The sequence below is a fragment of the Pseudomonas sp. GG8 genome (genome assembly GCF_052976945.1).
Window position 1 is genome coordinate 3,051,778 of record NZ_JBRIIP010000001.1, and the last position, 26,945, is coordinate 3,078,722.

Annotated in this window: 16 protein-coding genes and 6 pseudogenes; 14 read left to right on the plus strand and 8 right to left on the minus strand. The window is 56.4% G+C overall.

Translation table 11 applies throughout. From position 1 onward, the window contains the following. The first annotated feature begins 14 nt into the window (after positions 1–14). The 3 genes and pseudogenes from ACVBEG_RS14585 to ACVBEG_RS14595 all read left to right on the plus strand — a co-directional run. On the plus strand, positions 15–716 hold the full coding sequence (locus ACVBEG_RS14585; protein ID WP_322178711.1) for a glutathione S-transferase family protein: 702 nt from the start codon (positions 15–17) through the stop codon (positions 714–716). Between the two features lie 192 nt (positions 717–908). Next, positions 909–1,622 (plus strand): haloacid dehalogenase type II, encoded by a 714-nt coding sequence (locus ACVBEG_RS14590; RefSeq protein ID WP_322178710.1) that lies wholly within the window; start codon positions 909–911, stop codon positions 1,620–1,622. A 47-nt stretch (positions 1,623–1,669) separates the two neighbouring features. Continuing rightward, positions 1,670–1,860 (plus strand): annotated as a pseudogene (locus ACVBEG_RS14595) (IS5/IS1182 family transposase); the annotation flags it as partial. A 206-nt stretch (positions 1,861–2,066) separates the two neighbouring features. Here the strand turns inward: ACVBEG_RS14595 and ACVBEG_RS14600 are convergent. Further along, positions 2,067–3,503 (minus strand): IS1182 family transposase, encoded by a 1,437-nt coding sequence (locus ACVBEG_RS14600; RefSeq protein WP_322178709.1) that lies wholly within the window; start codon positions 3,501–3,503, stop codon positions 2,067–2,069. Positions 3,504–3,794: 291 nt separating this feature from the next. Continuing rightward, positions 3,795–4,264: pseudogene (locus ACVBEG_RS14605) on the minus strand (helix-turn-helix domain-containing protein); the annotation flags it as partial. Between the two features lie 73 nt (positions 4,265–4,337). Between ACVBEG_RS14605 and tnpB the strand changes: the two are divergent. The 6 genes and pseudogenes from tnpB to ACVBEG_RS14635 all read left to right on the plus strand — a co-directional run bounded on the left by tnpB (position 4,338) and on the right by ACVBEG_RS14635 (position 9,765). Beyond that, a complete protein-coding gene (tnpB, locus tag ACVBEG_RS14610; protein WP_322178708.1) occupies positions 4,338–4,697 on the plus strand; it encodes an IS66 family insertion sequence element accessory protein TnpB in 360 nt (119 codons plus the stop codon). 759 nt (positions 4,698–5,456) lie between these two features. After that, positions 5,457–7,202, plus strand: coding sequence for a group II intron reverse transcriptase/maturase (gene ltrA / locus ACVBEG_RS14615; RefSeq protein ID WP_322178707.1), 1,746 nt, complete (start codon positions 5,457–5,459; stop codon positions 7,200–7,202). Between the two features lie 113 nt (positions 7,203–7,315). Then, positions 7,316–7,489 (plus strand): annotated as a pseudogene (locus tag ACVBEG_RS14620) (transposase domain-containing protein); the annotation flags it as partial. Between the two features lie 533 nt (positions 7,490–8,022). After that, positions 8,023–8,232 carry a hypothetical protein gene (locus ACVBEG_RS14625; protein WP_322178706.1) on the plus strand — a complete coding sequence of 70 codons (210 nt, stop codon included), beginning with the start codon at positions 8,023–8,025 and terminating at the stop codon, positions 8,230–8,232. 151 nt (positions 8,233–8,383) lie between these two features. After that, positions 8,384–9,352, plus strand: a complete 969-nt coding sequence (locus ACVBEG_RS14630) for a DUF932 domain-containing protein (RefSeq protein ID WP_447107941.1) — start codon at positions 8,384–8,386, stop codon at positions 9,350–9,352. Positions 9,353–9,435: 83 nt separating this feature from the next. Continuing rightward, positions 9,436–9,765, plus strand: coding sequence for a hypothetical protein (locus ACVBEG_RS14635; protein WP_322178704.1), 330 nt, complete (start codon positions 9,436–9,438; stop codon positions 9,763–9,765). Between the two features lie 16 nt (positions 9,766–9,781). Here ACVBEG_RS14635 and ACVBEG_RS14640 read toward each other — a convergent pair whose 3' ends face one another. After that, positions 9,782–10,129, minus strand: a complete 348-nt coding sequence (locus ACVBEG_RS14640; protein WP_322178703.1) for a helix-turn-helix domain-containing protein — start codon at positions 10,127–10,129, stop codon at positions 9,782–9,784. 295 nt (positions 10,130–10,424) lie between these two features. Between ACVBEG_RS14640 and ACVBEG_RS14645 the strand changes: the two genes are divergently transcribed. The 4 genes from ACVBEG_RS14645 (at position 10,425) to ACVBEG_RS14660 (ending at position 13,666) form a co-directional block, all read left to right on the plus strand. After that, complete coding sequence (locus ACVBEG_RS14645; RefSeq protein ID WP_322178702.1) at positions 10,425–10,829, plus strand: DUF4339 domain-containing protein; 405 nt, start codon at positions 10,425–10,427, stop codon at positions 10,827–10,829. Between the two features lie 554 nt (positions 10,830–11,383). Beyond that, positions 11,384–12,502 (plus strand): GTPase, encoded by a 1,119-nt coding sequence (locus ACVBEG_RS14650; RefSeq protein WP_322178701.1) that lies wholly within the window; start codon positions 11,384–11,386, stop codon positions 12,500–12,502. Between the two features lie 112 nt (positions 12,503–12,614). Continuing rightward, positions 12,615–13,076 carry a hypothetical protein gene (locus ACVBEG_RS14655; RefSeq protein WP_322178700.1) on the plus strand — a complete coding sequence of 154 codons (462 nt, stop codon included), beginning with the start codon at positions 12,615–12,617 and terminating at the stop codon, positions 13,074–13,076. Positions 13,077–13,519: 443 nt separating this feature from the next. Continuing rightward, entirely contained in the window at positions 13,520–13,666 is a 147-nt protein-coding gene (locus ACVBEG_RS14660) for a hypothetical protein (RefSeq protein ID WP_322218159.1), read from the plus strand. Between the two features lie 207 nt (positions 13,667–13,873). Here the strand turns inward: ACVBEG_RS14660 and ACVBEG_RS14665 are convergent. The 5 genes and pseudogenes from ACVBEG_RS14665 to ACVBEG_RS14685 all read right to left on the minus strand — a co-directional run. Beyond that, positions 13,874–14,008: pseudogene (locus tag ACVBEG_RS14665) on the minus strand (pYEATS domain-containing protein); the annotation flags it as partial. A gap of 1,388 nt (positions 14,009–15,396) precedes the next feature. Next, positions 15,397–16,569 carry a sensor histidine kinase gene (locus ACVBEG_RS14670; RefSeq protein WP_322178698.1) on the minus strand — a complete coding sequence of 391 codons (1,173 nt, stop codon included), beginning with the start codon at positions 16,567–16,569 and terminating at the stop codon, positions 15,397–15,399. Between the two features lie 127 nt (positions 16,570–16,696). Beyond that, positions 16,697–17,035, minus strand: a complete 339-nt coding sequence (locus tag ACVBEG_RS14675) for a hypothetical protein (protein ID WP_322178697.1) — start codon at positions 17,033–17,035, stop codon at positions 16,697–16,699. A gap of 61 nt (positions 17,036–17,096) precedes the next feature. After that, positions 17,097–17,509 (minus strand): annotated as a pseudogene (locus ACVBEG_RS14680) (lipid-binding SYLF domain-containing protein); the annotation flags it as partial. Positions 17,510–17,928: 419 nt separating this feature from the next. Next, positions 17,929–18,099 (minus strand): annotated as a pseudogene (locus ACVBEG_RS14685) (transposase); the annotation flags it as partial. Between the two features lie 156 nt (positions 18,100–18,255). Between ACVBEG_RS14685 and ACVBEG_RS14690 the strand changes: the two are divergent. Further along, on the plus strand, positions 18,256–26,934 hold the full coding sequence (locus tag ACVBEG_RS14690; protein WP_323569250.1) for a GH36-type glycosyl hydrolase domain-containing protein: 8,679 nt from the start codon (positions 18,256–18,258) through the stop codon (positions 26,932–26,934). Positions 26,935–26,945: the final 11 nt, after the last annotated feature.

Consider the following 26,945-nt stretch of genomic DNA (forward strand, 5'->3'; position numbering starts at 1 on the left):
AAAAGGAAGACATCATGCTGAAGTTCTACTACCACCCGACCCCGAACCCGATGAAGGTTGCCCTATTCCTCGCAGAAGCCGAGCTGCCGTTTGAGCTGGTGCCCGTGGACACTGCCAAGGGCGAGCAGCACGAGCTGGCGTTCCGAGCCTTGAACCCCAACGGTAAGGTTCCGGCTATCAACGATGACGGCACCGTTGTATTCGACAGTAATGCCATCCTGCTCTACCTCGCTGAAAAGACTGAGAAGTTCCTCGGGAACACTGAGGATCGCGGCGAATTGCTGTCATGGCTGATGTTCGTCGCTTCGGGCCTGGGGCCTTTCTCCGGCCAATCGGTGCATTTCCAACGTGCGGCTCCGGAAAAGATTCCCTATGCGCAAAACCGCTATCTGCGAGAGGCCGAGCGCCATTACGACGTGCTCAATACGCGCCTCAAGGGGCGTGAGTTCATCGTGAGCGACAGTTTCACTATTGTAGACATCGCCACATGGGCCTGGGTCGACCGCGCAGACCTTGTCCTAGGCATGGGACGGATAAGAGAGTTCTCGGAAGTGGATCGTTGGTTCCAGGCGGTGAACGCCCGTCCAGCGGTTGCCCACGCACGCATGATTGGCAAGGATGTCGAATTCAAGGCACAAGGCGACGAGGCCTCGCGCCGCGCGCTATACCCGAGCAACTACGCCGCGACGACATCGCTGCTGGCCTCTAAGCTCTAGGCTATGACAGCGACACAGTGAGGCCAGCGGCGTGCTGATGTATGCGGGTCTCACCGAGAACTATCGTATGCGCCCTGAGCCGGAAGACTTTTTGCGGGTATTTGCCCAGGCCGGTATCTAGCACGTTAGGGCGCCTCCAACGAAAACAGCGTGTGCGCAGAAGCGTGCAGCATCACGAAAAAGAGGTTCTTCATGGCAGAGCACAGGTTCGCCCCGATCATCGTTTTCGACGTGAATGAAACCCTGCTCGATATCACCACGCTCGGACCGCTGTTCGAGCGTGTATTTGGTGATCGAGCCGTTTTGCGCGAGTGGTTCGCGCAGCTGATTCTCTACTCGCAAACCATGACCCTGTGCGGGCGCTACAGCCCATTTGGCGAGCTGGCCGTAGGCACCCTGCGCATGCTCGCATCTATCCATGACACCACGCTCGACGCTAGCGACATGGATGAACTGCAGGCACGGATGAGCACTATGCCCGCGCACCCGGATGTACTGCCGGCGCTCAACAGCTTGCGTAATGCAGGCTTTCGGCTGGTGACTCTGAGCAACTCGGCGAGCGGTTCATCACCTTCGGCACTTGAGCGTGCCGGGTTGTCTGAGTTCTTTGAGCGCAGCTTCAGTGTCGAGGCTGTGGGCAAATTCAAGCCCGCCCCGGAAACCTATCAACTGGTTGCCCGGGAGTTGAATGTCGAGATGGCGGACTTGCTCCTGGTCGCTTGTCATCTTTGGGATACGGCTGGGGCGCAAGCTGCGGGTTGCCATGGCGCACTACTGACCCGACCGCACAACGCACTGCTACCGGCATTCGAGATGCCCGTGCCAGATCTGGTCGCCGCAGAGTTAGGCGACCTGACCAAGCAGATCATTCGGCGCTGGGGGCACCTTGAACGCGTGTCCTGCTGAGTAATGTCCGCAACCCTCATATCGGGGCTTTGTGTACACTCTTGATGGCCAAGGCGAAGCTAAAGGCCAAGACCGAGCACCCGCTGCGGGTGATCAATTGTCAGTTTGCTTACAGCGCGGTCCTCTTCTGGGGCCTGGCGAAGAACACCTCGCTACTACTCAGCCTGTTCGCGCTGTCGTACCTGTGGGTAGCGCGCGCAGACATTCGCTGAGCAATGCGGGAGAGGTGCGCCAGTGATACCTGCCTGTTGCCATAGGCTGCTTCGGGTCCAGGCTGTGTGAAAACGCACTGAATACGTCGAGAGCTGAGAATTTTGTGCGTTACCTACGAAACCAGCAGGCGAAAGCGTGAATTGCCCTAGTCAGCTACATAGGCGTTCGTAATGCTGTTTGGGCCGCGTCAGCGGCACAAACAGCCACTCACGGACGATCAAGCAGTTGGTTTCACGCCCTGATCGCTTCAAGCAGTCCTGCGATGCCGAAGATGTTCATCATTCGTTTGAGGTTGTAGGCGAGCACATGAAGGCTCATCTCAGTGCTCACCCTGGGCAGGGTTTTGGTCAGGAAGTGGGTACTTCCCATCCAGTACTTGAGCGTTCCAAAAGGATGTTCAACGGTCTGTCGACGAACCCTCATCATCGCTGGATCATGTTCTAGCCGAACCTGCATCGCGTCGACTACAGCCTCATGTTCCCAGCGCTTCACTCGGCGCTCCTTACCCGTAGGACATTGCTTTTGCATTGAGCAGGACTGGCAGCCCGAGAAGTAGTAACAATGCAATAACATGCCGTCTTCCATCGACGAATGCCGCTTGGTTAGTAACTGCCCCGCAGGGCATTGATACTCGTCCGACGCAATAAGATATATGAAATCCTGTTTGCCGAATCTGCCTTCGGCTTTGCTGCCTGATGTGAGGGGTTTCGGTACGAAGGCAGTGATGCCGGCTTGCTCGCAAGCAAGGATTTCCAGACCTTTGTAATAGCCTCGGTCGGCCACCACCGTTAGCGATTCGGCCTCGATTTCTTCACGCGCCTGGTTCGCCATGTTGCTCAGTTGCCCACGATCATTACCAACGTTGGTCACCTCATGGGCAACGATCAGATGGTGTTTGTCGTCGACAGCTGTTTGTACGTTGTAGCCAACCGTTCCGGTGCCTCGGCCGCTCGTGGCCATTGAGCGTGCATCTGGGTCTGTGAGGGAGATCTGCTGGTCTAGACTTTCATGGAGTTGCGCCTCGATTTCCTTGAGTTTCTGCATCTGCTTTTTCAGTGTTTCTATTTTTTCTTTAAGCCGCTCTGCTTTGGCCTCGGCCACTTCGGGCGTTGCCCGATCCGCCGAATCCATCGCCGCTAGATATCGATCAATGCTCTGCTCGATCTGCTGCATACGTGCCTTCACCTTGCCCTGAGTGAAGTTGCGGTCGCGATTATTGACGGCTTTGAATTTGCTACCGTCGATGGCGATGATCGACTGAGAGAAGAGATTGAGGTTGCGGCAAAGAACTACGAACTGGCGGCATACGCTGCGAATGGCTTTGCCGTTGTCTTTGCGAAAGTCGGCAATGGTTTTAAAGTCCGGAGCCAAACGCCCCGTTAGCCACATCAACTCAACGTTGCGCTCGGCCTCACGCTCAAGCCGGCGGCTGGACTGAATCCGATTGAGGTAGCCGTAGATATAGAACTTAAGCAACACCGCTGGGTGGTAGGCCGGACGACCCGTTGCAACAGGAGCGACACCCTCAAAACCAAGTGCGCCCAGGTCGAGTTCATCGACGAAAACATCGACCACGCGCACTGGATTTTCTTCGGCTACGTAATCGTCCAGACACTCCGGCAGCAGCGTCACCTGCGTCCGAGTCTCACCCTCAATGAATCGCTTCATGATCGCCCCCGATACGATCTAGATGACCAGAAGGTTAGACAATCACTGGCGTTTTCACACAGCCTGGGTCGGTTGCAGTCCTTCAGTGCTTGGCTGACGTACTCACCCTGAGTGGCACCCGCTGACACCCATCAACTGCAAACAGCTGGTCAGCGCGAATGCAAATGACTGGTCAGTGGCGATGCAATTAGGTGGTCAAGTGAGATGCAATTACGCAGATCCATAAAAAGCTAATTAAATCATGCTGCTATAGGTCTAATGTCCTAATTTTCCCTTATCTCGGCATGACCCCAGATACAGCCCAATGACGTCCCAGAATTTCTCTTGGAAGTTTGGATCTTTGGATCTTTGGACAGTTTGAAGGTGCGTGTCAGGTGCGGCTTTATGTCGTTGGCGGCCCATATGCGCTGGACGCTGGCCGGTGAAATACCGGCGACTCGCGCCATGCTTCGACAGCTCCAGCGAGGTTGACCGATACGCGGTTGAACCACTTGCTCAATGACTCGCTTAAACGCTTCGGCCGGCAAGGATGGCTTGCGACCTCGTCCGGGCAGATCCACCAGACCTTGCAGACGCAGCTCTTGAAAACGCTTGCACCAGCGTGTAACTGAAACAACCGAGAGACCGGTCAACTGGGCAATCTCGTTACGAGAACAACCTTGAGCGGCCAGCAAAATCACTCGCGCCCGACGACCGTCGCGCTGACTGATCGTGGCTGATCTTATGCGCCGACTCAGTTCAATTTGTTGTAACCGCGCCATAAACCCCACATTCAAAGCCACACTCTGATCGCTGACGCTGTGCTCCCGATCTCTCTCTGGAGCCAGCACCGTCATGATGCGACCCGACGCCAAAGTTGAAAAAGTGTACCTCTACCCAAAGCCGGTGGACTTTCGAAAGTCAATCGACGGCCTGGCCGCTCTGGTCGAACTGGATATCAAAGTCGCCGTGTTCGACCCTGTACTCTTCGTCTTTCTGAATCGCCCCCGTAATCGAGTGAAAATACTCTACTGGGAGCGCAACGGTTTTTGCCTTTGGCTCAAGCGCCTGGAGTCCGAAAGTTTCAAAACATCACCCGACATCACTGACGAGGCCATCGTGTTTAGCGTCCAGGAATTGAACTGGTTACTCGACGGTTTTGATCTGTGGCGTAACCGCCCCCATCAGGTTTTGACTCCAAGATTTGTCGCCTAAAGGTTATAATCCGCGGCATGGTGCGACACGAGATCGCGTGTTCAACTGTTTAACTTCAATAGGTTAGCAGTCAAACACGAGTCGTAAGCTCTGGATCTCATTGCTCAACTCCGCTTTCTGGAGTAACGAGCCTGACGTGTATCCGTCAGTTCACTAGATCGGCATGCGTCAGGAGCCAATCTTGGGGTGTGAAGCCCGATCAACAATGTCCCTCCCGCAAGAGAGTGCAACCCGGTAACGGGATGCGCAGCACAACCGAATTGCACGGTAGTACGGGGACTAGTGACCCAACCCGCATGGCTAACATATGTGAATCGTCGACAGAACCCTCGTAAGGATTGACGGGCCTACGGCAATTATCGGCCCCAGCCAAAATGGCATTGCAGCCAGCCATTCCTGTCATGTAATGGGATGCGGTACTAGAAGCGCTGCCGGGGGATAGACGAAGCCTAAACGGGGAATTGATGCGATTCAGGGAACGTGGCAATCCCGACCACTTGCCTTACCAGCCACATCGGCAAGGCAGACTTTCCGCAAGGGACGTTGATGAGTGTGGGGAATAGGAGGATGCAAAAAGCAAAGGGCCGTCTGTAACGGATGGCATACCGGTTTCAACATTACCGGCAGGGGCAACCCTGGCTGACGTGCATCTGGTTTACGAGCGCAAATACAACTGTTGATTCCGTCGAACTATGAAGTTGGCACGGGTACACGCTAAGAGATCCTGTGCAAACAGTTTCTAATTTCGAGCAGGACTGTATGAATACGCAACCACCGACTTCGGTTACGTCTGCGTCCTCGGATGGGGCTATGAATTGGTACGGTCTCGATTGGGCCAGAATTCAAACCTCTGTTCGGAAAACACAGTTGAAAATTGCGCAGGCAACAAGGAAGGCCGACTGGCGAAAGGTGAAGCGCCTGCAACGCATGCTGACTCACTCGTTTCATGGGCGATGCTTAGCTGTGCGGCGAGTCACGGAGAACCGGGGTCGCAGGACGCCGGGGGTCGATGGCGAAACGTGGGAGACGCCCCAAGCCAAACTTCGAGGGGTGATGTGTCTATCGATCAAGCGGGGTTACTGTTCTAAACCGTTGAGGCGGGTATGGATACCGAAACCTGGTAAACAGGAGAAACGCCCACTCGGAATTCCCACGATGTTGGATCGGGCCATGCAAGCGCTTCATCTGCTGGCAATTGAACCTGTTGTAGAGAGCCAGAGCGACCCCCGAAGCTACGGCTTCCGACCGGATCGCTCGACGGCCGACGCAATGGTAGAGCTGTTTCATTTGCTGGCCGCCCAAGTAGCCCCTGTCTGGATTCTGGAAGGGGACATCAAAGGTTTTTTCGATAACATCAGCCATGATTGGCTTTGTCAAAATATCCCAATGGATAAGACGATACTGCGCAAATGGCTGAAAACCGGGGTTGTTGACCGGGGGCAATTTGTTGCTACGGAGGCAGGCACGCCACAGGGCGGTATCATCTCTCCCTGTCTGGCAAACGCCACCTTGAATGGTTTGGAGCTTTTGCTGAAAGATCACTTGAAAAAACGCTTTGGCACCATAGAAGCGAAGAAAACCAAGGTTCAGGTTGTGCGCTATGCAGATGACTTTGTGGTTTTGGCAAACTCGAAAGAGTTGCTTGAAAACGAAATCAAGCCTTGGATAGAGCAATTTCTGTCTGTACGAGGGGTTGCATTATCGCAAGAAAAAACGCGCATCGCACACATCCATCAAGGCTTTGATTTTCTTGGGTGGAATTTTAGGAAGTACGTCCCGAAGTCGCCGCACAGAAAGACAAAGCTGTTTATCAAGCCTGCTAAGAAGAATGTTTCAACGTTCTATCGGAAAGTGCGAGATATTATAAAAAACAGCGGAACCCTTACTCAGGGCGCACTGATGGGGCGACTGAACCCAGTGCTGCGAGGGTGGGCGCAATATCACTCCCCGGTTGTGGCGAAAGCCACCTTTAACAAGCTGGACAACCTTATCTTCTGGCGGATCTTGAGGTGGGCAAAGCGTCGGCATCCGAGGAAGTCTGTTGGTTGGCTTAAACGACGATATTACTGTTCCGGAATTCACCGGGCATTTGTATACCCAGTAAAGGGGATCGACGGGACAGTGAAGTTTCGCCAGCTATACATGCTGGCGGATACCGTAATCGTTCGTCACAAGCGCTTGCCGGGTGCGTATCAGCCGTACGATGCAGAACAGGAGTTCAAGTGGGAAGCATTAAGGGTTCAACGGATGCTACATAAGCTCCGGTATCGGCGGCAGGTACTGAGTCTTTTCAGGCGGCAACAGGGTAAATGTGCTTTATGCGGGCATGCCATCAGCAAGGATACCGGCTGGCACGATCACCACGTTGTCAGGCGGGTGGATGGCGGCCCGGATAAACTAAATAACCGTGTACTGCTCCATCCCGACTGCCACTTACAGTGCCACAAGCAGGGATTCAAGGAGCCACTTAAGCATAGCGGTTTGCAAAAACCACCTTCCGCGTGACCGGCCAGTAATAGACTGGCTTTCGTAAGCTTGAGCCGTATGCGGGGAAACTCGCACGTACGGTTCTAAGGGGGCCCCGGATCAGTAATGATCTGGGGCTACCCGACAATTTGATGCCTGATAGCCTTCCTGATGATCCGGTTCTGCTCAAGCAAATGCTTGTGCAAATGCTCGGTGAGCGTCAAGTAGACAAGGGCCAGATCGTCGATCTGAAAGAACAGATCAAGTTGTTGCGCGACCGATTGTTCGGTCGAAAGTCCGAGCAAACAGTCGATCCGCAGGCGCCTGACACCGGGGGAGGTACTCCCGTCGATCTCAAACTGCTAACCGTCAGGCATTCGGACCTAAAGCGGTGGATGTGTCACTACTATTCTATCGTCGACTCTATAACGGCGCATTACGGTGAAGTTCCGGGACTGAAGATAACAAAATGAAACGAATCTATCAGCGGCACAGCTATGCCACCGAGATGGCCACCGCTTGGAATCTACTTGGCGAGTACCTGGAAACACTCACAAACTTTGAAGTTAGTAACCCTCACGCGCCAATTTCGATCTCCGCTGAGACGAACAATTAATGCAACCGTCCTAATCGAAGCGCCTGTTCCCACCCCTTATCACGCTATGAAATTCGGCGTCAACTAATCGCACTCAAAAAAAACTCCGTCATACATTACGAACCTGTACCTATCCGCATTAATCATCACAATCCCAGACTCAGTAGCTCACCACTCAGGTAGGTCGCATACGCGACCTGCTTGATGGGCTCTATGCCCGTGCAATGACTTCACATCCCAACTCTCTCGGCAGGAAACCTGTACATGACCACTCAATGCCCACGCTGTCACTCCACCGCTGTCATCACCAAGGATTTAGCCAGGAAAGTCGGCGCCCTCATCGGCGGATTAGCCGGTGCGGCGACCGGCTGCATCGCGGGCGCCAAACTCGGCGAAGTCATCGATGAGCGGGTTTTGGACAATTACACTTGTCTCGACTGCGGACTGTCGTTTAGCGACCGTCATTCCGCTTGAACTGCTCATCTCCCGCTTGACGCTGCCACTGCCACTGCCACTGCCCATCTGATCCATCGCTAACCCCCTCACTGTCAACACCCCGCACGCCGACTGATCCCTGCTGAGCACTCAGCGGCTTCGCCGTGCGCAAATGAAAAGGAAGCTCTCCATGGCACACCTCGTTGAACAAATGGCTTACGTCGGTACAACGCCCTGGCATGGCCTGGGCAATCAGCTCTCGCCCAAACAACCACTGGAAGTCTGGCAACAAGAAGCCGGCATGAACTGGCAGATCCAGGAGTCACCTGTGCGCTTCATGGCTGATTCCGTCGACCATCTCTGCACCATCCATTCGTTTCCCGAACAGAAGGTGCTCTACCGTTCGGATAATAAGGAAGCCCTGTCAGTCGTCTCGCAACGCTACCAGGTGGTCCAGCCGCGTGAGGTCCTAGAGTTTTACCGGGACCTGACCGAGCGTTCGGGTTATGAGCTGGAAACCGCCGGCGTGCTGAAGGGCGGGCGCAAACTCTGGGCGCTGGCGCGGACCGGACAGTCGACCGCCCTCAAAGGCAATGACGTGGTGAATGGCTATTTGCTGCTGGCAACTTCCTGTGACGGTACGTTGGCTACCACGGCAACACCGACCACCATTCGCGTGATCTGCAACAACACCCTGACGATTGCGGTCAATGGCGCCAGCCAGGCGATCAAGGTCCCGCACAGCACCCGTTTCAACCCACAAGCCGTTAAACAGCAGTTGGGCATCACCGTTTCCCAGTGGGACGACTTCATGTACCGCATGCGCACACTCGCCGCACGTCCAGTGAAAGCCCATGAAGCAAAGGACTATCTACTGAGCGTGCTGTGTGAGACCCAAACGGGTAACCCAGAGCGGACCGGCACCTCGAATGAACGAGCCTTAACCAAGGTGCTGAGTATGTATGACGGTCATGGTCGAGGGGCGGAACTGGAAGCGGCCAATGGTACGGCTTGGGGCTTGCTCAACGCGGTCACCGAGTATGTCGACCACGAGCGCCGCGCCCGCAGCAACGAATACCGCATGGACACCGCCTGGTTCGGCCAAGGTGCCGCTATCAAACAACGAGCGCTCAACTCCGCCCTGCAACTGGTGGCCTGAAGAGTTCACAGCATAAAGGGAGGCTCACGCCTCCCTCGTGCAATGCGTTATCTCAGTGGTTAACCCTTTCACGGAGCTCCACCATGCCCCTATGCTGCCTGATCTGCGAGTCCAAGGCTGTACTGTCCAAGGAGGCCGCCAACGCGGCCGTCCTGCTCATCGGAACCATAGATAGCTTTCTGCTCGGCGTTCGCCAGGCACACATCCAGGACTCTGGAGTCGACTCGGAAATCAAACATGAAAGCCTGCTCATGCAGTTGCTTGACCTGATCGGCGAGAGCGTTTCCAGCGCGACATCTGGCTACACCGCCATGACGGCCTTTGCCAGGGACGTGCAGAAATATCAGTTCAGCCACTATGACTATCTCTGCTTACGCTGTGGGGCCAAGTTCGATCAGAACGCCAATACCTGAAAGCACCACAGCCCAATCATGCCTTTCCTAGGCGTTCGGCCAGGCGCTCAACCAGATCGAGGATCAGCTGTCGATCATCATGATTCAGAGGGATTAATAACCGACTGATCCGGTTGGCCTGGTCGTCCGGACGCGAACTCGCCTCGGTCAACAGTTCTGCCGCTTCGCAGTCAAAAATTCCTGCGAACTCCAGCAAGCGCCCAATGTTGGGAATCACGATACCGCGCTCAATGCGGGAAACGGCTTCGTTGCCGATTCCCAGACGCTCGGCCACTTCCTCCTGCGTCAAGCCACTGCGAATGCGTTGCTTGGCAATCGCACGGCCCACCACACCCGCCAAATACTTCTGATCAGTCTCTTTCACAACGCCCCCCATCTCGACCTAGATGGTTGGGCATCGCCTCATTGACATGAAGAACTCAAAAGGTTGAAAATCACCCTTAAAGGTTGCTTGTCATTCATTTATACCCGCAGTAAAAAAAAGGAATTTTTCATGCTGGAAATGAAAGGCAGTTACCAATGGTTTTACGAAGAAAAAGGCGAACGTAAAAGAGGGATGGATACGCAGCAGATCATCTGCGCTCATTCAGAACGGCAAGCTGATCTATGGCGGCTTGGTCTGGAGGAACGGAATGCCAGGCTGGGTACGGATCGAAAAGATGGAACTAGGACACCACCTGGCAGTGCTCTCACCACCGCCACTAACAGGAGCTGGTGTCAGCAACACCCTCGCCTGGCTGCTGGCTTTCGCACCTATCATCGGTTATCTGCTGGAGGCGTTTGTCGCCAGCTTGATGGGTAACAGTGGGGCGCAATTGAATCACGCCTTGGCAGACAACCGTTACTGGTACGTCAGCCTGATCCTGAACATCTCATTGTCTCTATTCGATGAAATGCGCCTGAAGCAAACTGGGCACGACACCAGCCGCTTCAAGAGCTGGGCATTTATCGTACCGGTCTATCTGTACCAACGCGCCAAGATGCTGAATCAAAAACTTGGCGTACTTTATCGTGTGGATAGCCGGTTGGGCACTTACGTTGTTTGTCTGACGCCAGCAAACTAAATGTAGTTTTCGATACAGCCATCTAAACTATTATTATCTCCCTTAAGGATCTCGAATGAAACTTCTAACCAACGCCTCATTGCTCGCCGCGTTCGCGCTGATTTCTGCGTGTGGCCGGAGCGAAACCTCACCCATTGAAGTATCTCTTGGCCAGAGCATGGGCCTCCCTGACGTTTACTTACAAGCCATTACTGACAAAGTAACAATTAAAGGCCTTAAGATAAATCGAGGAAGTTGCATGGGTATGGGCCCAAGCCTGCCAGCAGACTTAGTGTTTGGTGAGCGGCGAACAATATCGGTATATGGATGTACTGTGAAAGAAGTTTCAGTTGAAACTGACCATGGAAACTTCACGTATTCTTTCTAGTTTTTTAATATACAGTAAAGAATTCAACCAATGTGCCGACATCCAAGGCAATAGATCAAAAGTTATAACCTAGCGACTTTACTCGCTTAAAAATCAGGTGCTGCCGGAAAGTTCAGGGACTTTACTGGGCATAAGAGAGCACCTTCGCCACAGTTCATCGATATCTAATCGAAAAGGCTTGCAAACCATGCGCAGCGATACTGCAACAATAACGGACGCTCTCGAGGAAGCGATTCTTAACGTCATAGAGGGCGTAGGAAACATCAACATCATCGTTGCAGGAAAAACCGGCGTTGGAAAAAGCACGCTGATCAACTGCGTATTCCGTGGCGAGCTTGCAAAAACTGGCTCTGGTAAACCGGTGACGCAACAAATTGAAGAAATCACGAAGGAAGGCCATCCGCTAACCATCATCGATAGCAAAGGCATGGAGCTTAAGGACTACCAAAAAATCTCCGCCGACCTTGAGTTTTTCATCAAAAAACGCTCCATCAGCGGTGACGAAAACAAGCATATTCATGCGGCATGGCTGTGTATTCAGGAAAGTAGCAATCGAGTCGAAGATGCTGAAATAGAGTTGTGCAATATGCTCAAAAAACTGTCGATACCGGTCATTGTGGTGATTACCCAGAGCATGTTTGGCAAGGAAAATGATTTTATCACCAAGGTCAAGAAAGACCTGAACGCTGCGACTGCTTTCGTACAGGTAAGAGCACTCGCTGGGGAGTTTGAGGATGACGACGGTGAACTTTATAAATTTAAAGAAAAAAACATCAACGCTTTGATTACCGAGACAGCGGGGCTAATACCTGAAGCAAAAAAGCGCGCATTTGCTAACGCCCTTAACTCGCGGCATCAATCGTCGATGAAAATCAAGATTGAACAGGCCGGAAAAGAAGTTTTGGCCGCTAGCACGCTTGCAGCAGTAGCCGCTGCCTCGCCGATTCCGTTCTCCGATGCCATTTTGCTGGTTCCGATTCAGGTAGGAATGCTGGCAAAAGTTGGCGTCACGTTCGGTATGGATGTCAGCACCAGCGCTTTGACAACGTTGGTAATGTCCGCTGTTGGTTCAGGTGCAGTAACCGTGGTGGGGAGAGTGCTAGTAACCGGACTCCTGAAAATGATTCCGGGAGTAGGAACTGTCGTTGGCGGTGTTATTGCAGCAACGACTGCGGCCGCATTGACAAAAGCATTGGGTGCTAGATATATCGCTGTACTGACTGACTTCTGCGAAAAAAACCCAGGCAAAGATCTCGATATAGCTTTGATCGGTGCAGAACTGAAGAGGAAGATGAGTTTCTCTTGACCGTAAGGGATCCCCGTCCATGACCGCTGGAAAATCAGCTCAATAGGTTGATTTTCCAGCCCTCCTTTCCAACCACCACAACTCCACCTACTAGCCAGAAGGAAACGTCTGCATGAACAAGAAATTTTTATTGGCCTTAGTCCTTGGCGGGATGACAATCAATACCGCATGGGCTGGAACTTACGAATGGACATCGGGCTGGGCTCAAGGTAATACAGAGAGCTCGGTCGATGACGGCAATGGCAATACGCTGAACATCACCTGTCCTGGTGAAGATGAGGACGAAGGCGACGTCAGAGCTTACGCGAGCATTGCAGGCCAAGAGTACTCATCCAAAGATACTTCAGGCGCAGACTTCGACGTGATCGTTGACGGCATCCACTACAGCAACCCCTTTGAAACCAACTGCGACGCCTGCTCCTCCATCTTTCCAGCGTTCTGGAAAGCGCTGCGTAATGCCAACAATCTGCAAATCAGCGCCGCAGGCAGAACCGTTAAATTGCCCACCAAAAATATGAAAAAGGTACTGCTTCCCCTCGATAATAAGGAAAATACTTGCCGTTCCACATGGTAACAGTCGCCCATGAACTTCATCGCACGCCGTAAGGTAGATAACTTCGCCGTACGCTTGCCTATGCCGGTGTCGAGCGCCGCAGTTTGCTCAGAGTTCAGTTGCAGTCCCATACAGCTCGATCCATTCCTTTGCACATAAAGAGGGAGGCAGTCGTAGGAGCTGCGGAGCACCACGAAAGCATCTAAACCTTGCACCTAACCGAGCTTCTAGCAGACCAAACTCCACTCACGTCCTAGTAGAACCCCGCAACTGCGCCCCGGCATCCTTCTTCAGCAACTCATACACCACCGTCAGGAAAAATCCCGCGTCGCCTCGTCGCCATCAAAACGATCGAGCAACAGGATATCATCCGGGCCGGCTTAATCGAACAGCGGACGGCCAAAGCCAATCAGATCCGTGGGCTTGTCGCCGAGTGCGGTCTCGTTGCACCGAAGGAATTGCTGATGCTGCGTCGCGCAATACCATACTGGCTAGAAGATGCGGATAACGGTTTGACGGCACGCTTTCGTCGTCTACTGGATGGTTTGTGGGACTACCTTCGTACGCTGGATGGGCGCATATGCAAGCTTGACGGCGAGATCACTGCGTGACGGTGCAACGCCCTTTGAAAATCACCGTACAGAGAATCAGATGCGGCCATTGATGTGAATTAACAAGAATTGGCTCTTTGCAGATCCACTGCACAGCGTAAAACTGACGGAAAAATAAGAGTTAGGTCCAGCACGGCTCAAAAAGCACGGTCCGTATGCCGATCTGAAGGACGTCCTCTCGCACAGCATGTCGTTTTTCAATTCAGTTCAACGCGTTTTTATAATCTCAGGCGCAGACTCGATCACTGCGAGGTTGCATTCTAATTCGACCCCGGTCTTAGGCAACCAAACGCCCACCGTGAATCCACCCCATGCTTGTAGACGCAGCTGAGCACGATTTCCTCGAAACGTGACTTAGATTGCCGACGGCGAGAATGTTGGATGAAGTAGGAACCACGCAAAATCGCCGATCCCGATCATCGCCGACCGTTCGGCTTCCAACGTAAGTATGATCGTGACCCAATCACGGGGTTCCGTCGGTTCAAATGTCGCAGTCAGATGAAATCCGTCGAGACTTGACTGCCCGCCAAACCTACCCAGGTTCGGATCATCGTCAGGACCCAAAATTCGGCCGAGCGATGGCATCTGCGATAGTTGATACTCAGGTTCTACGACAGAGGAAAGAAAAGTGTCGTCATCCGATAATGGTTGAAAGGAGTTAGGACCTCCTCCGATTATCTCGATATTGCCGGCACTCACCTGCCCTTCAAATATTATCGCGGTGTGACTCTGCCGCAGTCTTCCGGACACATCCCGTTTCGGAACAAGGAGCTTGTCACTTTTTAAGACATCAAGATCGCGTGCTAACCAAGTGAATGTCAACCCCGCCCCACGCTGAAGTGGAAGCTCTCAATGCCAGCGGCTATAAAGGCGGTCGAATTTGTTCACAGTAGCCGGCTGGAACCGCGCCTTACTCTCTCTGAAATATTCAGCGATGCCTACTACCACCTCTGCGAATAACTGGTTGGTGTAACTGTAGTAGGGCGAGCCAGCAACTTGCGCTTTGGAAAGATAAGCTACCGCGGCTGCGACGGCTTCGTCCTGTAATTTCTGCGCATCCCGGGTCTCAACAGCAGATATTTTGGCTGCAGTAATTACATAGTAAGCCCGAACTACAAATGCGTCGAAAGTCCAGCCAGCCCGCTCTACAAGTTTTTCTACCCCCCCCCGGTGTCAGAATAGTTGGCACATCTGCGAATTTTCCTGAAAAGTCATATCGGGGGCGGAAAGAGATTGGCCGTGGCCATGTCGGGCGCGTAATGGGAAGATCAGAACATGCTTCTTCTCAGAAGCATCGTAACGTCATTGCCATTCAAGCTTCGGCATCGACGACGACCAACGTCGCCGCTGGGGATCTTCCTCTTTTGGCCGCTCTCAGCCCGTCATCATCGACGAGGCTGGGTCGAGGCTTTGTGAAAACGTTTAAAACAGGTTTGACGGTCAGACCTGGAACGAAAATCGCGTTCCTATGCAAATTGCAGATCTAGCTGATTAACCAAACGCTTGCAGATTTTACGTAGCAACGCAGACTTCAAAACGATGGCTGCGTTTCCACAGAGCCTGGCCCCAAAAGAGACCGTTGTGCCAGTGTGTACGACGTGCGCTGGCCTCGGTAGCTATATGGAATGGGTCCGCTATAGGTGCGTGAGAAAGTCACACAAAGGTCACGCACGCTTAATCCCCCTCCTCAGCGCTCTGCCGACCGAAACAATCCACGTTTCTGTATCAAGCTAATTGGCGGATCGAGGAAACGTGGCAGTGAGCGTCGTTCCGCTTCCGATCGAAGACGTCACTGTCACATCACCGTGATGCGCTCTTGCGATCTCTCGAACAATGAATAGACCAAGCCCGAGACTGTGCAGCTCAGCATTGTCATGACTGCCGCGAATCATCGGCTCGAACAGGTTGTCGAGCAGCGCCGGGCGTATTGGCGTGCCAACGTTGTGCACGACAATACTTACTGCGTGGTCCTCACAGAGCGACGAGACGGTTACCCCACCATCCGCAGAGCCGTAGGAGATTGCATTGGCAACGAGGTTGCCTATAAGCTGATAAAGTCGGTCACTGTCCGCGGTGAACTCGCAGTGTCCAACACGCAAGTGGGACAGCTCATGTCCGGGGAAGGTCCGTCTTAACTCGTCCAAGCATCCCGCCACAAGTTCGTGCAGGTCGACCGGCTTGGGGGAAACCGCGATACCTCGTCCAACTTGAGTCAAAGTGAAGTCAAGAAGGTCTGCGACCAAACGCTGTGCCCTCTGCGCCGAGTGAGTGATATGACCGAGTACTTGCCTCTGTTTGGCATCAAGCTCCCCGCGGCCCAGCATATCCGTTGCCATTATTATCGCCGACAGCGGGTTTCGCAGATCGTGGCTGACGATACCAATCATCTGTTCGGCGAAAAGGGCCCTGTCTTCTGCCGCAGCGTAGGTAACACGCAATTTGTCCTGGGCAGCATTCTGAGCGCGTTGAGCCTTGAGGTGTTTTGCCAGATGCCTTTCGGCGACCATCCGCGCATTGAGTAGGTCACGTTCGTATCGATGTCGCTCTTCGGCCCTGAACAATGACAACTCGTGAAAAATACCGGTGGAGTGCTCACACCTGATTGCGCTGAAAATCATCGGGGTTGCACAGCCATTATGATGAACGAGGTCGAATTTCACATCAGCGACCTCCTCCTGAATTTGCATTAGGGATACCCAGTTCTGATAGAAGCTTCTCCCCGTGAGCCTCATAAGGCTCTGAATCTGACGACCGAGTAGTTCCTCTCGGCTGTAACCGATCCAGTGACAGAAGGTGAGGTTAACCCGTTTAATCTGACCGTCTTCTGCGGTGAGCAGCAATCCACGATCCGCATCATCGAAGAGCATTTCGGAATCTGGCAGCGATTCGTTATCTGCTTGCATTTTTTCCTGCTCACAAAGAAGGGGCTGAATTACTGGAAGTAACTATAGTCACCACACTAGGAATTGACCATTCCCTGAGCACTTTTCCGTGTACGGGCGGTGTCCGTGCGCCTGGACTGAGTGGCGGCTAACTTAACTGAGCAATCAAAACCACATTGGTGTAGATCAAGCTGCCATCACTGGTCCGATGCCCGACCAAATGGAACTGGCCGCGTTGGTCGTCGCTCAAATAGACGCGTAATTGGCAATCGGATAGGGGGCCGTATCCCTCAGGCATGATCAAGTCCATTGACTTCATATCGACATCGACCATGACTTCTGACTCATGGCCATTCTGCAGGCGTTCTTCGGCCTGCTCCAGACGCAAATGGACAGGGCCTTCGATGTTAAAATGGACGTCCCCCACCGGGGTGGACTTTTGGTCGTCGCTAATTTTGCACCAGCCTTCGATCGTCAGGGTACTCATGGCAAAACCTCTGATGTAGATTGTTAGACTCTGTAACCCTAGCTTGTTTTTAATTTCATATCTAAACGTTCAATTCAAGGCACGCAACCCAAACGGCCGGTTTTCCGTGTTTTATCAGGGAAATCTTCGTTCCTTCGATGCTGACCCCGGCCATTAATCCTTGTTGGACGAATGTGAACGCGCAGGTATCGTCCTTCAGCGTCGAGCGGGACAGATTCTTAGCGCCCCTTCGTCAACCACAACAACGGTTGGTCCTATACCGATTTCCCAGCCCTTGGTTTCGCGTAAACAATTCACGGCTTTTTCGATCATCAGGAAAGTTGCATAGTCATACGACCGGACACCTGCCTGCAGCTCCCATGACCCGGTTCTGGCGTTGTAATAACCCTTTACTTTCGAGCCCTTAAATAATTCGCCTTGGCGATAGCTGCCACCAAACGCAAAGCCCGCCTTGATGATTTTCGCGATGACGATCGATAGGAAGAACTCCACTGACTGAGTCATTTTGTACTCCGATGCGGCAGACCGGATGTTACCAACGGTCAGTGTCTGCACCAGACAGGATCCGTATCTACTGGAAGTTCTCCGGCTCACCCTAAAATGTGGGAGTTACAGGCTCCGATGGACCAGAAACACCATGAACACTACGACCCGCAGAATGTGAGTGAGTCCACCCATTAAGTATAGCCGTGGCCAGTGCCAGCGGATATTCGGATGCGCCAATGAAACCAACGGTGATCCCATGATTGTCATTCCACATATCTAGACATAAAGCTCATCACGGAATCGTCGTCAGAGGCTGCTTTTGGCCGTTGGTTGCCTGTCGTGAGCGGCCGGTTCGGGTCACCACCTGCCTTCCGTGACAGGCAGGAGTCGGTCAATAGCGAGCGATTCTTGTAGACTGAGTTCCAGTCTCCAAAGGTTCTTAGCAAGGCTCGCGAGGGACAGCCCACGCGCATTCGGTAGAGCATCCCCTCAACCGTCACTCGCAGATCAGGCTTATGGTAAATGGCTTGTTGAAGCAGAATTTTTTCCAGCGTCGACCAAAGCTCGTTACTGAGCATCACATCAATCGGGACATTGCAAACTCGCAGGGTTGTCGGCGTAGGAACCTTAATTCTGCGGTTTTGCTCTTCTTTCTCAGCCTCCCTAGCGCGAAACGTCAACAGCCCCTAGGCTGAATGATCTCTTTGACGGCTCAGCCTGAGGTCAGGGGATCAATGAATACTCAGCGGATTCTCTCCTTTTTTCGGTTGCGTCGACTTGAAACAGGGTTTCGTCTGTGGCGAGACTCGACTCGCAAGTTCGAGTACGAGCCTGCCTTGCGCGCCGAGTTGTTCAGCACCGAGCAGATGGCAAACCATGGCACTCAACTGGCTCGCGAACACATCTTGAGTCCGCGCTCGGCGGCGGACCCGCTACTGGCGCGACTGAGCGATAACGAAGCCCTGCTGGTCAGCAGCTGTGAAACCCTGACCACAGCGACGTTGTCCAGTCGACGCGTCATGCCCGCCGCAGAATGGTTGCTCGACAACTTCTATCTGATCGAGGAACAAATTCGAATCGCGCAAAGGCACCTACCCAAGGGCTACAGCCGTGAATTGCCGCGGCTGGCGAATGGCCCATCGACCGGGCTGCCGAGGATCTACGACACCGCGCTGGAGATTATTTCACACGGCGATGGCCGGGTTGACAGCGAGATCCTGGACCGTTTTGTTGCGGCCTATCAGGCAGTAACGCCGCTCACACTCGGCGAATTGTGGGCGATCCCCATCATGCTGCGGCTGGCGTTGATCGAGAATCTGCGCCGCGTTGCTTCGCGGGTCATGGCGAAATGGAATGATCGTTGTCTGGCCGACGACTGGGCCGACCGGATGACCGAAACTGTCGAGTGCGACCCGAAGAATGTCGTGCTCAGTGTGGCCGATATGGCACGCTCGAAGCCGCCGATGACCAGTTCATTCGTCGCCGAGCTGGTGCGGCGACTACAGGGACAGAGTTCGGCACTGGCACTGCCGTTGACCTGGGTCGAGCAAAACCTGGCTGAGGCAGGACAAACCATCGAGCACATGGTGCAAATGGATGCGCAGCAACAGGCGGCCGACCAGGTTTCCATCGGCAATAGCATCGGTAGCCTGCGCCTGCTGTCGACGACAGACTGGCGCGAATTCGTCGAGAGCTTGAGTATCGTCGAGCAAGTGCTGCGCGAAGATCCATCGGGGGTCTATGTCAGCATGGACTTCGCGACGCGTGACAATTACCGCCATGTCGTTGAGCGCCTTGCGAGAAATAGTACGCACTCCGAGAAAAACGTGGCGCGGGCAGCGATCAAGTTGGCACAGGCCAACGCCGGGGCTGATCACGTCGGAGCTGTTACCAGTCACGTGGGTTTCTACTTGATCGGCAAGGGACTGCCTGCGTTGGAGCAACACCTCGGCGCACACTGCACCTTGGGTGAACGATACCAACGGCTGCTGGGCCGCTCGCCGCTATCCTTTTACCTCGGTTTGAACACGGTGCTGATGTTCCTGTTCGCTGTACCGTTCTTCGCCGCGGCGCAGGCCAACGGCTGGCATGGGCTACTGTTGGTATTGCTCACAATTCCCGCGCTGCTGACTACCAGCCGCTTGGCGCTGGCTCTGGTGAACTGGCTGGTGACCCTCTCTGTGCCGCCGAGCATGCTGCCGCGCCTGGACTTTAGCGCGGGCATCCCCGCCAAGGCGCGCACGCTGGTGGTAGTTCCGACGCTCATAGCCCGTGCGAAGGACATCGAGGAGCTGACCGAGGGGCTGGAGGTGCGCTTCCTGGCCAACCGCGACGAGCACTTGCATTTCGCGCTGCTTACCGACTTCATGGATGCCTCGACCGAAGTTCTGGAGCAGGACGCAGCCTTGTTGGCGCTGGCTCGTGAGCGCATCGATGCGTTGAACCGAAAATATCCCGACAGCAATCACTTTTTCCTGTTCCATCGCGCGCGATACTGGAATTCGGCTGAGCAGGTGTGGATGGGCCACGAGCGCAAGCGGGGCAAGCTTGCCGAACTCAATGCACTGCTGCGCGGCACCGGGCAGGAGCGCTTTGCGCTGATTGTCGGCAACCTCGCAGGGCTGCAGCAGGTGCGTTACGTCATCACCCTCGACACCGATACCCAGCTGCCGCGGGATACGGCACGACAGTTCATTGGCGCCATGGAGCATCCACTCAACTGTGCCGTCTACGATCCGCAGCAGCGTCGCATCAGCGCCGGCTACGCGATCCTGCAACCACGGGTCGGCATCAGCCTGCCCAGCACGGCACGATCCGCCTATACCTGCCTGTTCGGTAGCGAGGCAGGGATCGATCCCTATACGCGCGCCGTCTCGGACGTCTATCAGGATCTGTTCCAGCAAGGCTCGTTTATCGGCAAGGGCATCTATGCGGTGGATGCGTTCGAGCAGGCCGTCGCCGGTTGCTTCCCCGACAACCGCATTCTCAGCCATGACCTGATCGAAGGCTGCTACGCCCGCACGAGCCTGCTCAGCGATGTGCAGTTGTTCGAGGAGTACCCCTCGAGCTACAGCGCTGACAGCCAGCGCCGACATCGCTGGATTCGCGGCGACTGGCAGCTATTGCCCTGGATTCTGCCGCAGGTGCCAACCCAGTGCGCCGGCTTCGAAGCCAATCGCCTGTGCGCGCTAGCGCGCTGGAAGATATTCGACAACCTGCGCCGCAGCCTGGAGCCCGCGGCACTGCTGGCGATGCTGCTGGCAGGCTGGTTCGGCCTGGCGCAGCCGGCAGGCTGGACCCTGACGATCCTCGCCCTGCTACTGATCCCATCGCTGCTTCCGCCGATACAGGCGATGTTCCAGAAGCCCCACGACGTGCCACTCGACCAGCACCTGGCGGTGGTGCTGCGCGCCGCCGGCCAGGATGTCCTGCGCACGGCACTGACTCTTGCCTGGCTGCCGTGCGAGGCGCTGAGCAGCCTGGATGCAATCGCCAGCACGCTGTGGCGGATACTGGTCAGCCATCGCCGATTGCTGCAGTGGAACCCCTCTTGCGAAGTAGAGCGCACCAGTGCCCACGACCTGCCGGAACTCTACCGGCTGATGTGGGCAAGTCCGCTGCTGAGTGGGCTAGTGATCCTGGCGTTGCTCCCTAGCCCCGGCGCATTAGCGCTCGCCGCTCCGCTGGTGTTGCTTTGGATGGCATCGCCGGCCATCGCTTGGTGGCTGAGTAAGCCGGCCACCCGCGCGGCATTCACCCCGACGAACGTCGAACTGCGCTTTCTGCGGAACTTGTCGCGTCGGACCTGGGCTTTCTTCGACAGCCACGTCAGCCAGCAAGGCAACTGGCTTCCTCCGGATAATATCCAAGAAGAGTCCACCGCCGTCATCGCCCACCGAACCTCGCCAACCAACATGGGCATGTCCCTGCTGGCGCATCTGGCCGCTTATGACTTCGGCTATCTGAGTGCCGGGCGACTACTGGAGCGCCTAGACCAGTCGTTCGCGGTCATGAGCCGACTGGAACGGCATCGCAACCATTTCTACAACTGGTACGACACCCTGTCGTTGCAACCCCTGCACCCGCGCTATGTCTCGACGGTGGACAGCGGCAATCTAGCCGGGTTGCTTCTGACCCTGCGCCCTGGCCTGCTTGCATTGGCCGACGATCCGCTATTCGACGCGCGCCAGTTGACAGGCCTGAGCGATACCCTTCATGTACTGCGCGACACACTCCCGGCCGCTGCGCTCGACAGCCGCGAGATGCACGCGTTGCAGGCCGATCTGCGCGCGGCGCTGGCCACTGTGCCGCAATCGCTGCCAGACGCAGCGGACTGCATGCACGGGTTACTCGATCGTGCCGTGGCGCTGGCCGCCGTGCTCAATGCCACACCGGAGAGCGACGTCGCCTTCTGGCTGGCGGCGCTGATCACCCAATGCGGCGACCAGCAGGCCGAGCTGTATCGTTTCATGCTCCCATCGACCATGAATGGCGCGGGAGGTGATGCTGTTACGCCGCTGCCGACCTGGCGCCACTTGGCGCAGCTCAATGCCGATCTGTGGCCCCAGGCCCTGCGTGGGCAGGTCGCCGAAGTGCAGCGTGATGCCAGCCAGCGCATCGCCACCGCCACACGGCTGGCGAAGCTGGCCGAGGACCTGGCGACGATGGATTTCAGCTTTCTGTACGACACACGCTGTAACCTGTTCGCGATCGGCTTCAACGTCGACGAGCATCTGCGGGATGCGGGTTACTACGACCTGCTGGCCTCGGAGGCGCGCCTCACCAACTTCGTGACCATCGCCCTGGGCCAGTCGCCACAGCAAAGCTGGTTCACACTCGGCCGACTACTCACCAGCAACGGCGGCGTGCCGGTATTGCTGTCCTGGTCTGGGTCGATGTTCGAGTACCTGATGCCGCTGCTGGTGATGCCGAGCCCCGAGGGTACCCTACTAGACCAGACCTGCCGCGCGGCGGTGGCCCGGCAGATCGAATACGGCCGCCAGCTGGGGCTGCCGTGGGGCGTATCCGAATCGGCCTACAACACGCGGGACATCAACTTCAATTACCAGTACCGCGCCTTCGGGGTACCGGGACTCGGGCTCCAGCGAGGGCTAGGCGAGGACATGGTGGTGGCGCCATATGCCTCGGCGCTAGCGTTGATGGTGGCTCCGCAGGCTGCCTGCCGGAATCTACAGCGGCTCGCCACCCAAGGCTTGGCTGGACGCTACGGCCTGCACGAGGCCATCGACTACACCGCGGCACGCTTGCCGCGCGGACATGACTCGGTGGTGGTCCGCTCTTTCATGGCGCATCACCAGGGCATGAGCCTGCTGGCACTTGCCAGCGTACTGCTGGACCGGCCGATGCAGCGACGTTTCGAGTCCGAACCGCAGTTCCGGGCCAACGCCTTGCTGTTGCAGGAGCGGATACCGAAAACGGCAGCCGAGTACCTGCATGCTTCCGGCCTTACCACCCCCGATGTGGGGGCACAGCCGGCGACAGCCCAGCTGCGCATCTTCACTGACCCCGACCGTCGCCGGCCCGCTGTGAAACTGCTGTCCAACGGCCGCTATCATGTGATGGTGAGCAGTGCCGGTGGTGGCTACAGTCGTTGCCGTGAACTGGCGGTGACCCGTTGGCACGAGGACATCACCTGCGACAACTGGGGCATGTTCTGCTATCTGCGTGATGTCGCCAGTGGCACCTTCTGGTCCAGTGCCCATCAGCCAACACTGAGGCGCCTGGAAAGTTACGAGGCGATCTTCTCAGAGGCGCGCGCTGAGTTCCGCATACGCGAACGTGACTTCGATACTCATACCGAGATCGTGGTATCGCCGGAGGACGACATCGAGCTGCGGCGCATCCATGTTACTAACCGTGCACGGGTGCGACGCACAATCGAGCTCACCAGCTACGCCGAGGTGGTGCTGGCTCCCGCGATCAGCGATGCGATACATCCGGCCTTCAGCAATTTGTTCGTGCAGACCGAGCTGCTGCAGCCGCTGCAGGCGATCCTTTGCACGCGCCGGTCGCGCTCCAGCGAGGAAGTAGCGCCCTGGATGTGTCATCTGCTGGCGGTGCACCAGGTCGATATCGACTCGATCTCTTACGAAACGGACCGCCGGCGCTTCATCGGTCGCGGCCGCAGTATCGTCCAGCCAGCGGCGATGGACGCCACGCCCGACGATCAGGGTCTGCTCTCCAACAGCGCCGGGGCGGTGCTCGATCCGATCGTGGCGATCCGCTGCCGTATCACCCTCGATCCCGACCAGTCGGCGACGATCGATCTGGTGACCGGCGTCAGCGACAGTCGCGAAGGCTGCCTGCAACTGATCGACAAATATCGCGACCGCCATCTGGCCGACCGCGTGTTCGACCTGGCGTGGACCCATAGTCAGGTGTTACGCCGCCAGTTCAATATCTCGCAGGTCGATGCGCAGCTGTATGAACACCTGGCCACCTCGGTCATCTACGCGAATGCCGCCTATCGGGCAGAGGCCGGCGTGCTGGCCGCCAATCAGCGGAACCAGTCCGGCTTGTGGGGGCATGGTGTCTCCGGTGACCTACCGATCGTGCTGCTGCAGATCCATGCGGCAGAGAATATCGAGCTGGTCCGCCAATCGGTGCAAGCGCATACCTACTGGCGGATGAAGGGCTTGGCGGTGGATCTGGTGATATGGAACGAGGATCGTGCCGGCTACCGGCAACACCTGCATGATCTGATCATGGGCCTGATTGCCTCGGGTATTGATGCCAGCCTGATCGACCGGCCGGGCAGAGTCTTCGTGCGCTTGGCTCAGCAGCTCTCGAACGAGGATCGGACTCTGATGCAGTCGGTCGCCCGCATCATCCTCAGCGACGACCATGGCAGCCTGGCCGAGCAGGTGCACCGGCGTCGCGTGGATCCGCCGCTGCCGCAGTTCGAACAGAACCTCCCGCGCCTGTTCGAAACGACCCCACCGCAGCCCGCCCCCAAGCAGGGAGAGCTGATCTTGTGTAATCCGTACGGCGGCTTTACGGCAGACGGCCGCGAATATTCGATAACTCTCATGCCGGGAGAGGCGACACCGGCGCCCTGGGTCAACGTGCTGGCCAACCCAGGGTTCGGCACGGTCATTTCCGAGAGCGGCAGCGCCTATACGTGGAGCGAGAACGCCCATGAGTTCCGGCTGACGCCCTGGCAGAACGATCCTGTCGGCGATGCCTGCGGCGAGGCGTTGTACCTGCGCGACGAGGTGACCGGGCACTACTGGTCGCCTACGCTGCTACCGCGGCGCGGCCATGGCGCGTACATGACCCGCCACGGCTTTGGTTACAGTGTTTTCGAGCACAACGAAGACAGCATCCACACCGAGCTGTGGGTCTACGTGGCGCTGGATGCGCCGATCAAGTTTTACCGGCTTAGGATACGCAATGACTCAGGGCGCCTGCGCCGCCTGTCCGCAACGGGTTATGTCGAATGGGTGCTGGGCGATTTGCGCGAGAAGTCGGCGATGCACGTGGTCACCGAGTTCGACCCGCTCAGCGGCGCCCTACTGGCGCACAACACCTATTCGATCGAGTTTCCAGGCCGGGTGGCATTCTTCGATGTCGACTCGCCAAGTCTAAGTGTCACCGCCGATCGCAGCGAGTTTCTCGGCCGCAACGGCAACCTCGGGGCACCAGCAGCGATGACACAGGCGCGACTGTCTGGCCGCACCGGAGGTGGTCTTGACCCGTGCGGAGCGATCCAGGTCGGCCTCGAACTGGGCGCTGGTGGCAGCCACGAACTGGTGTTCCGTCTGGGCGCAGAGCGCGATGCCTCGACGGCGAGCGCCTTGCGCCTGCGCTACCGTGGCAGCATGGGGGCGGTCGAGGCACTCGACGCCGTGCAGGCCCACTGGCGTGAGACGCTGGGCCGGGTGCAGGTGGAAACGCCCGATCCGTCGATCGATGTACTGGTCAACGGCTGGTTGATGTATCAGGTCATTGTCTGCCGCTTCTGGGCTCGCAGCGGTTATTACCAGTCAGGCGGGGCGTTCGGCTTCCGTGATCAGTTGCAGGACGTCATGGCCATGCTCCACGCCGCCCCGCACGCCGCACGCCAGCATCTGCTGCTCTGCGCCTCACGCCAGTTCCCCGAAGGCGATGTGCAGCACTGGTGGCATCCGCCGCTGGGGCGAGGCGTGCGTACACTGTGCTCTGACGATTACCTGTGGCTGGCCCTGGCAACCAGCCACTATGTGCGGGTCACTGCGGATCACAGCGTGCTCGACGAACCGGTGGGCTATATCGAAGGCCGCCCGCTGGACGCAGGCGAAGAGTCCTACTATGACCTGCCTACGTGCGCGCCGCTGGACGAAACGCTGTATCGGCACTGCGTGCGGGCCATCGAGCACAGCATGGGGCGCGGCGTCCATGGCCTGCCACTGATCGGTGCCGGCGACTGGAACGATGGCATGAACAGGGTCGGCGAGCAGGGGCGTGGCGAAAGCGTGTGGTTGGGCTTCTTCCTGTACGAGGTATTGCAGCACTTTGCCAAGACCGCACGCGGCTATGGTGACGAGCCGTTCGCCCGGCGCTGCGAGGAGCAGGCGGGCACGCTGCAGGACAGCTTAGAAGTGCATGGTTGGGATGGCGCATGGTACCGCCGGGCGTATTTCGACGACGGCACACCGCTAGGTTCGGCAAGCAACGACGAATGTCGGATCGACTCAATCTCACAGAGCTGGGCGGTACTCTCCGGCGCCGCACCAGACGGACGAAGGCGCCAGGCTATGGACGAGCTTGATCGCCATCTGGTGCGCCGCGATGTCGGGTTGATCCAGTTGCTCGATCCACCCTTCGACCGCTCGGCGCTCGACCCCGGCTACATCAAGGGCTACGTGCCCGGCGTGCGAGAGAACGGTGGCCAGTACACCCATGCAGCCGTGTGGGCAACCATGGCCTTCGCCGCACTGGGCGACAGTGCACGAACGTGGGAGCTGCTGCGCATGATTAATCCGGTTAACCATGGCTGCAGCGCTGAGGCGATAGAGGTTTACAAAGTCGAGCCGTATGTGGTGGCCGCTGATGTGTACGGGGTGTTTCCGCATGCCGGACGCGGCGGCTGGAGCTGGTATACCGGCTCAGCAGGCTGGATGTACCGGCTGATGGTGGAGTCCCTGCTGGGCCTGCAGCGTGAAGGCGAGCGACTCCGCATACGGCCGGTGCTCCCGGCGCACTGGCCTAGCTTCACGTTGCATTACCGGTTTGGTGAAACCATTTACCATATCAGGGTGCGACAAACCGCCGTCGGCGAGGGCCTGTCGCAATTCAGTCTAGACGGCACGCTGCACAGCGGCGAGGACATTCCGCTGATCGACGATGGCCGCGATCATCAGGTAGAGATCAGGCATCCATCGGAAGTTTCCGAAACCTCAGTAACCAAATGAGCTGGTGCTGA

Excerpts from the sequence above, each read along its gene's own strand:
- ACVBEG_RS14585 (WP_322178711.1), top strand. The coding sequence starts at position 15 with ATGCTGAAGTTCTACTACCACCCGACCCCGAACCCGATGAAGGTTGCC.
- ACVBEG_RS14590 (WP_322178710.1), top strand. The coding sequence starts at position 909 with ATGGCAGAGCACAGGTTCGCCCCGATCATCGTTTTCGACGTGAATGAA.
- ACVBEG_RS14600 (WP_322178709.1), bottom strand. The coding sequence starts at position 3,503 with ATGAAGCGATTCATTGAGGGTGAGACTCGGACGCAGGTGACGCTGCTG.
- tnpB (WP_322178708.1), top strand. The coding sequence starts at position 4,338 with ATGATGCGACCCGACGCCAAAGTTGAAAAAGTGTACCTCTACCCAAAG.
- ltrA (WP_322178707.1), top strand. The coding sequence starts at position 5,457 with ATGAATACGCAACCACCGACTTCGGTTACGTCTGCGTCCTCGGATGGG.
- ACVBEG_RS14625 (WP_322178706.1), top strand. The coding sequence starts at position 8,023 with ATGACCACTCAATGCCCACGCTGTCACTCCACCGCTGTCATCACCAAG.
- ACVBEG_RS14630 (WP_447107941.1), top strand. The coding sequence starts at position 8,384 with ATGGCACACCTCGTTGAACAAATGGCTTACGTCGGTACAACGCCCTGG.
- ACVBEG_RS14635 (WP_322178704.1), top strand. The coding sequence starts at position 9,436 with ATGCCCCTATGCTGCCTGATCTGCGAGTCCAAGGCTGTACTGTCCAAG.
- ACVBEG_RS14645 (WP_322178702.1), top strand. The coding sequence starts at position 10,425 with ATGGAACTAGGACACCACCTGGCAGTGCTCTCACCACCGCCACTAACA.
- ACVBEG_RS14650 (WP_322178701.1), top strand. The coding sequence starts at position 11,384 with ATGCGCAGCGATACTGCAACAATAACGGACGCTCTCGAGGAAGCGATT.
- ACVBEG_RS14655 (WP_322178700.1), top strand. The coding sequence starts at position 12,615 with ATGAACAAGAAATTTTTATTGGCCTTAGTCCTTGGCGGGATGACAATC.
- ACVBEG_RS14660 (WP_322218159.1), top strand. The coding sequence starts at position 13,520 with ATGCTGCGTCGCGCAATACCATACTGGCTAGAAGATGCGGATAACGGT.
- ACVBEG_RS14670 (WP_322178698.1), bottom strand. The coding sequence starts at position 16,569 with ATGCAAGCAGATAACGAATCGCTGCCAGATTCCGAAATGCTCTTCGAT.
- ACVBEG_RS14675 (WP_322178697.1), bottom strand. The coding sequence starts at position 17,035 with ATGAGTACCCTGACGATCGAAGGCTGGTGCAAAATTAGCGACGACCAA.
- ACVBEG_RS14690 (WP_323569250.1), top strand. The coding sequence starts at position 18,256 with ATGAATACTCAGCGGATTCTCTCCTTTTTTCGGTTGCGTCGACTTGAA.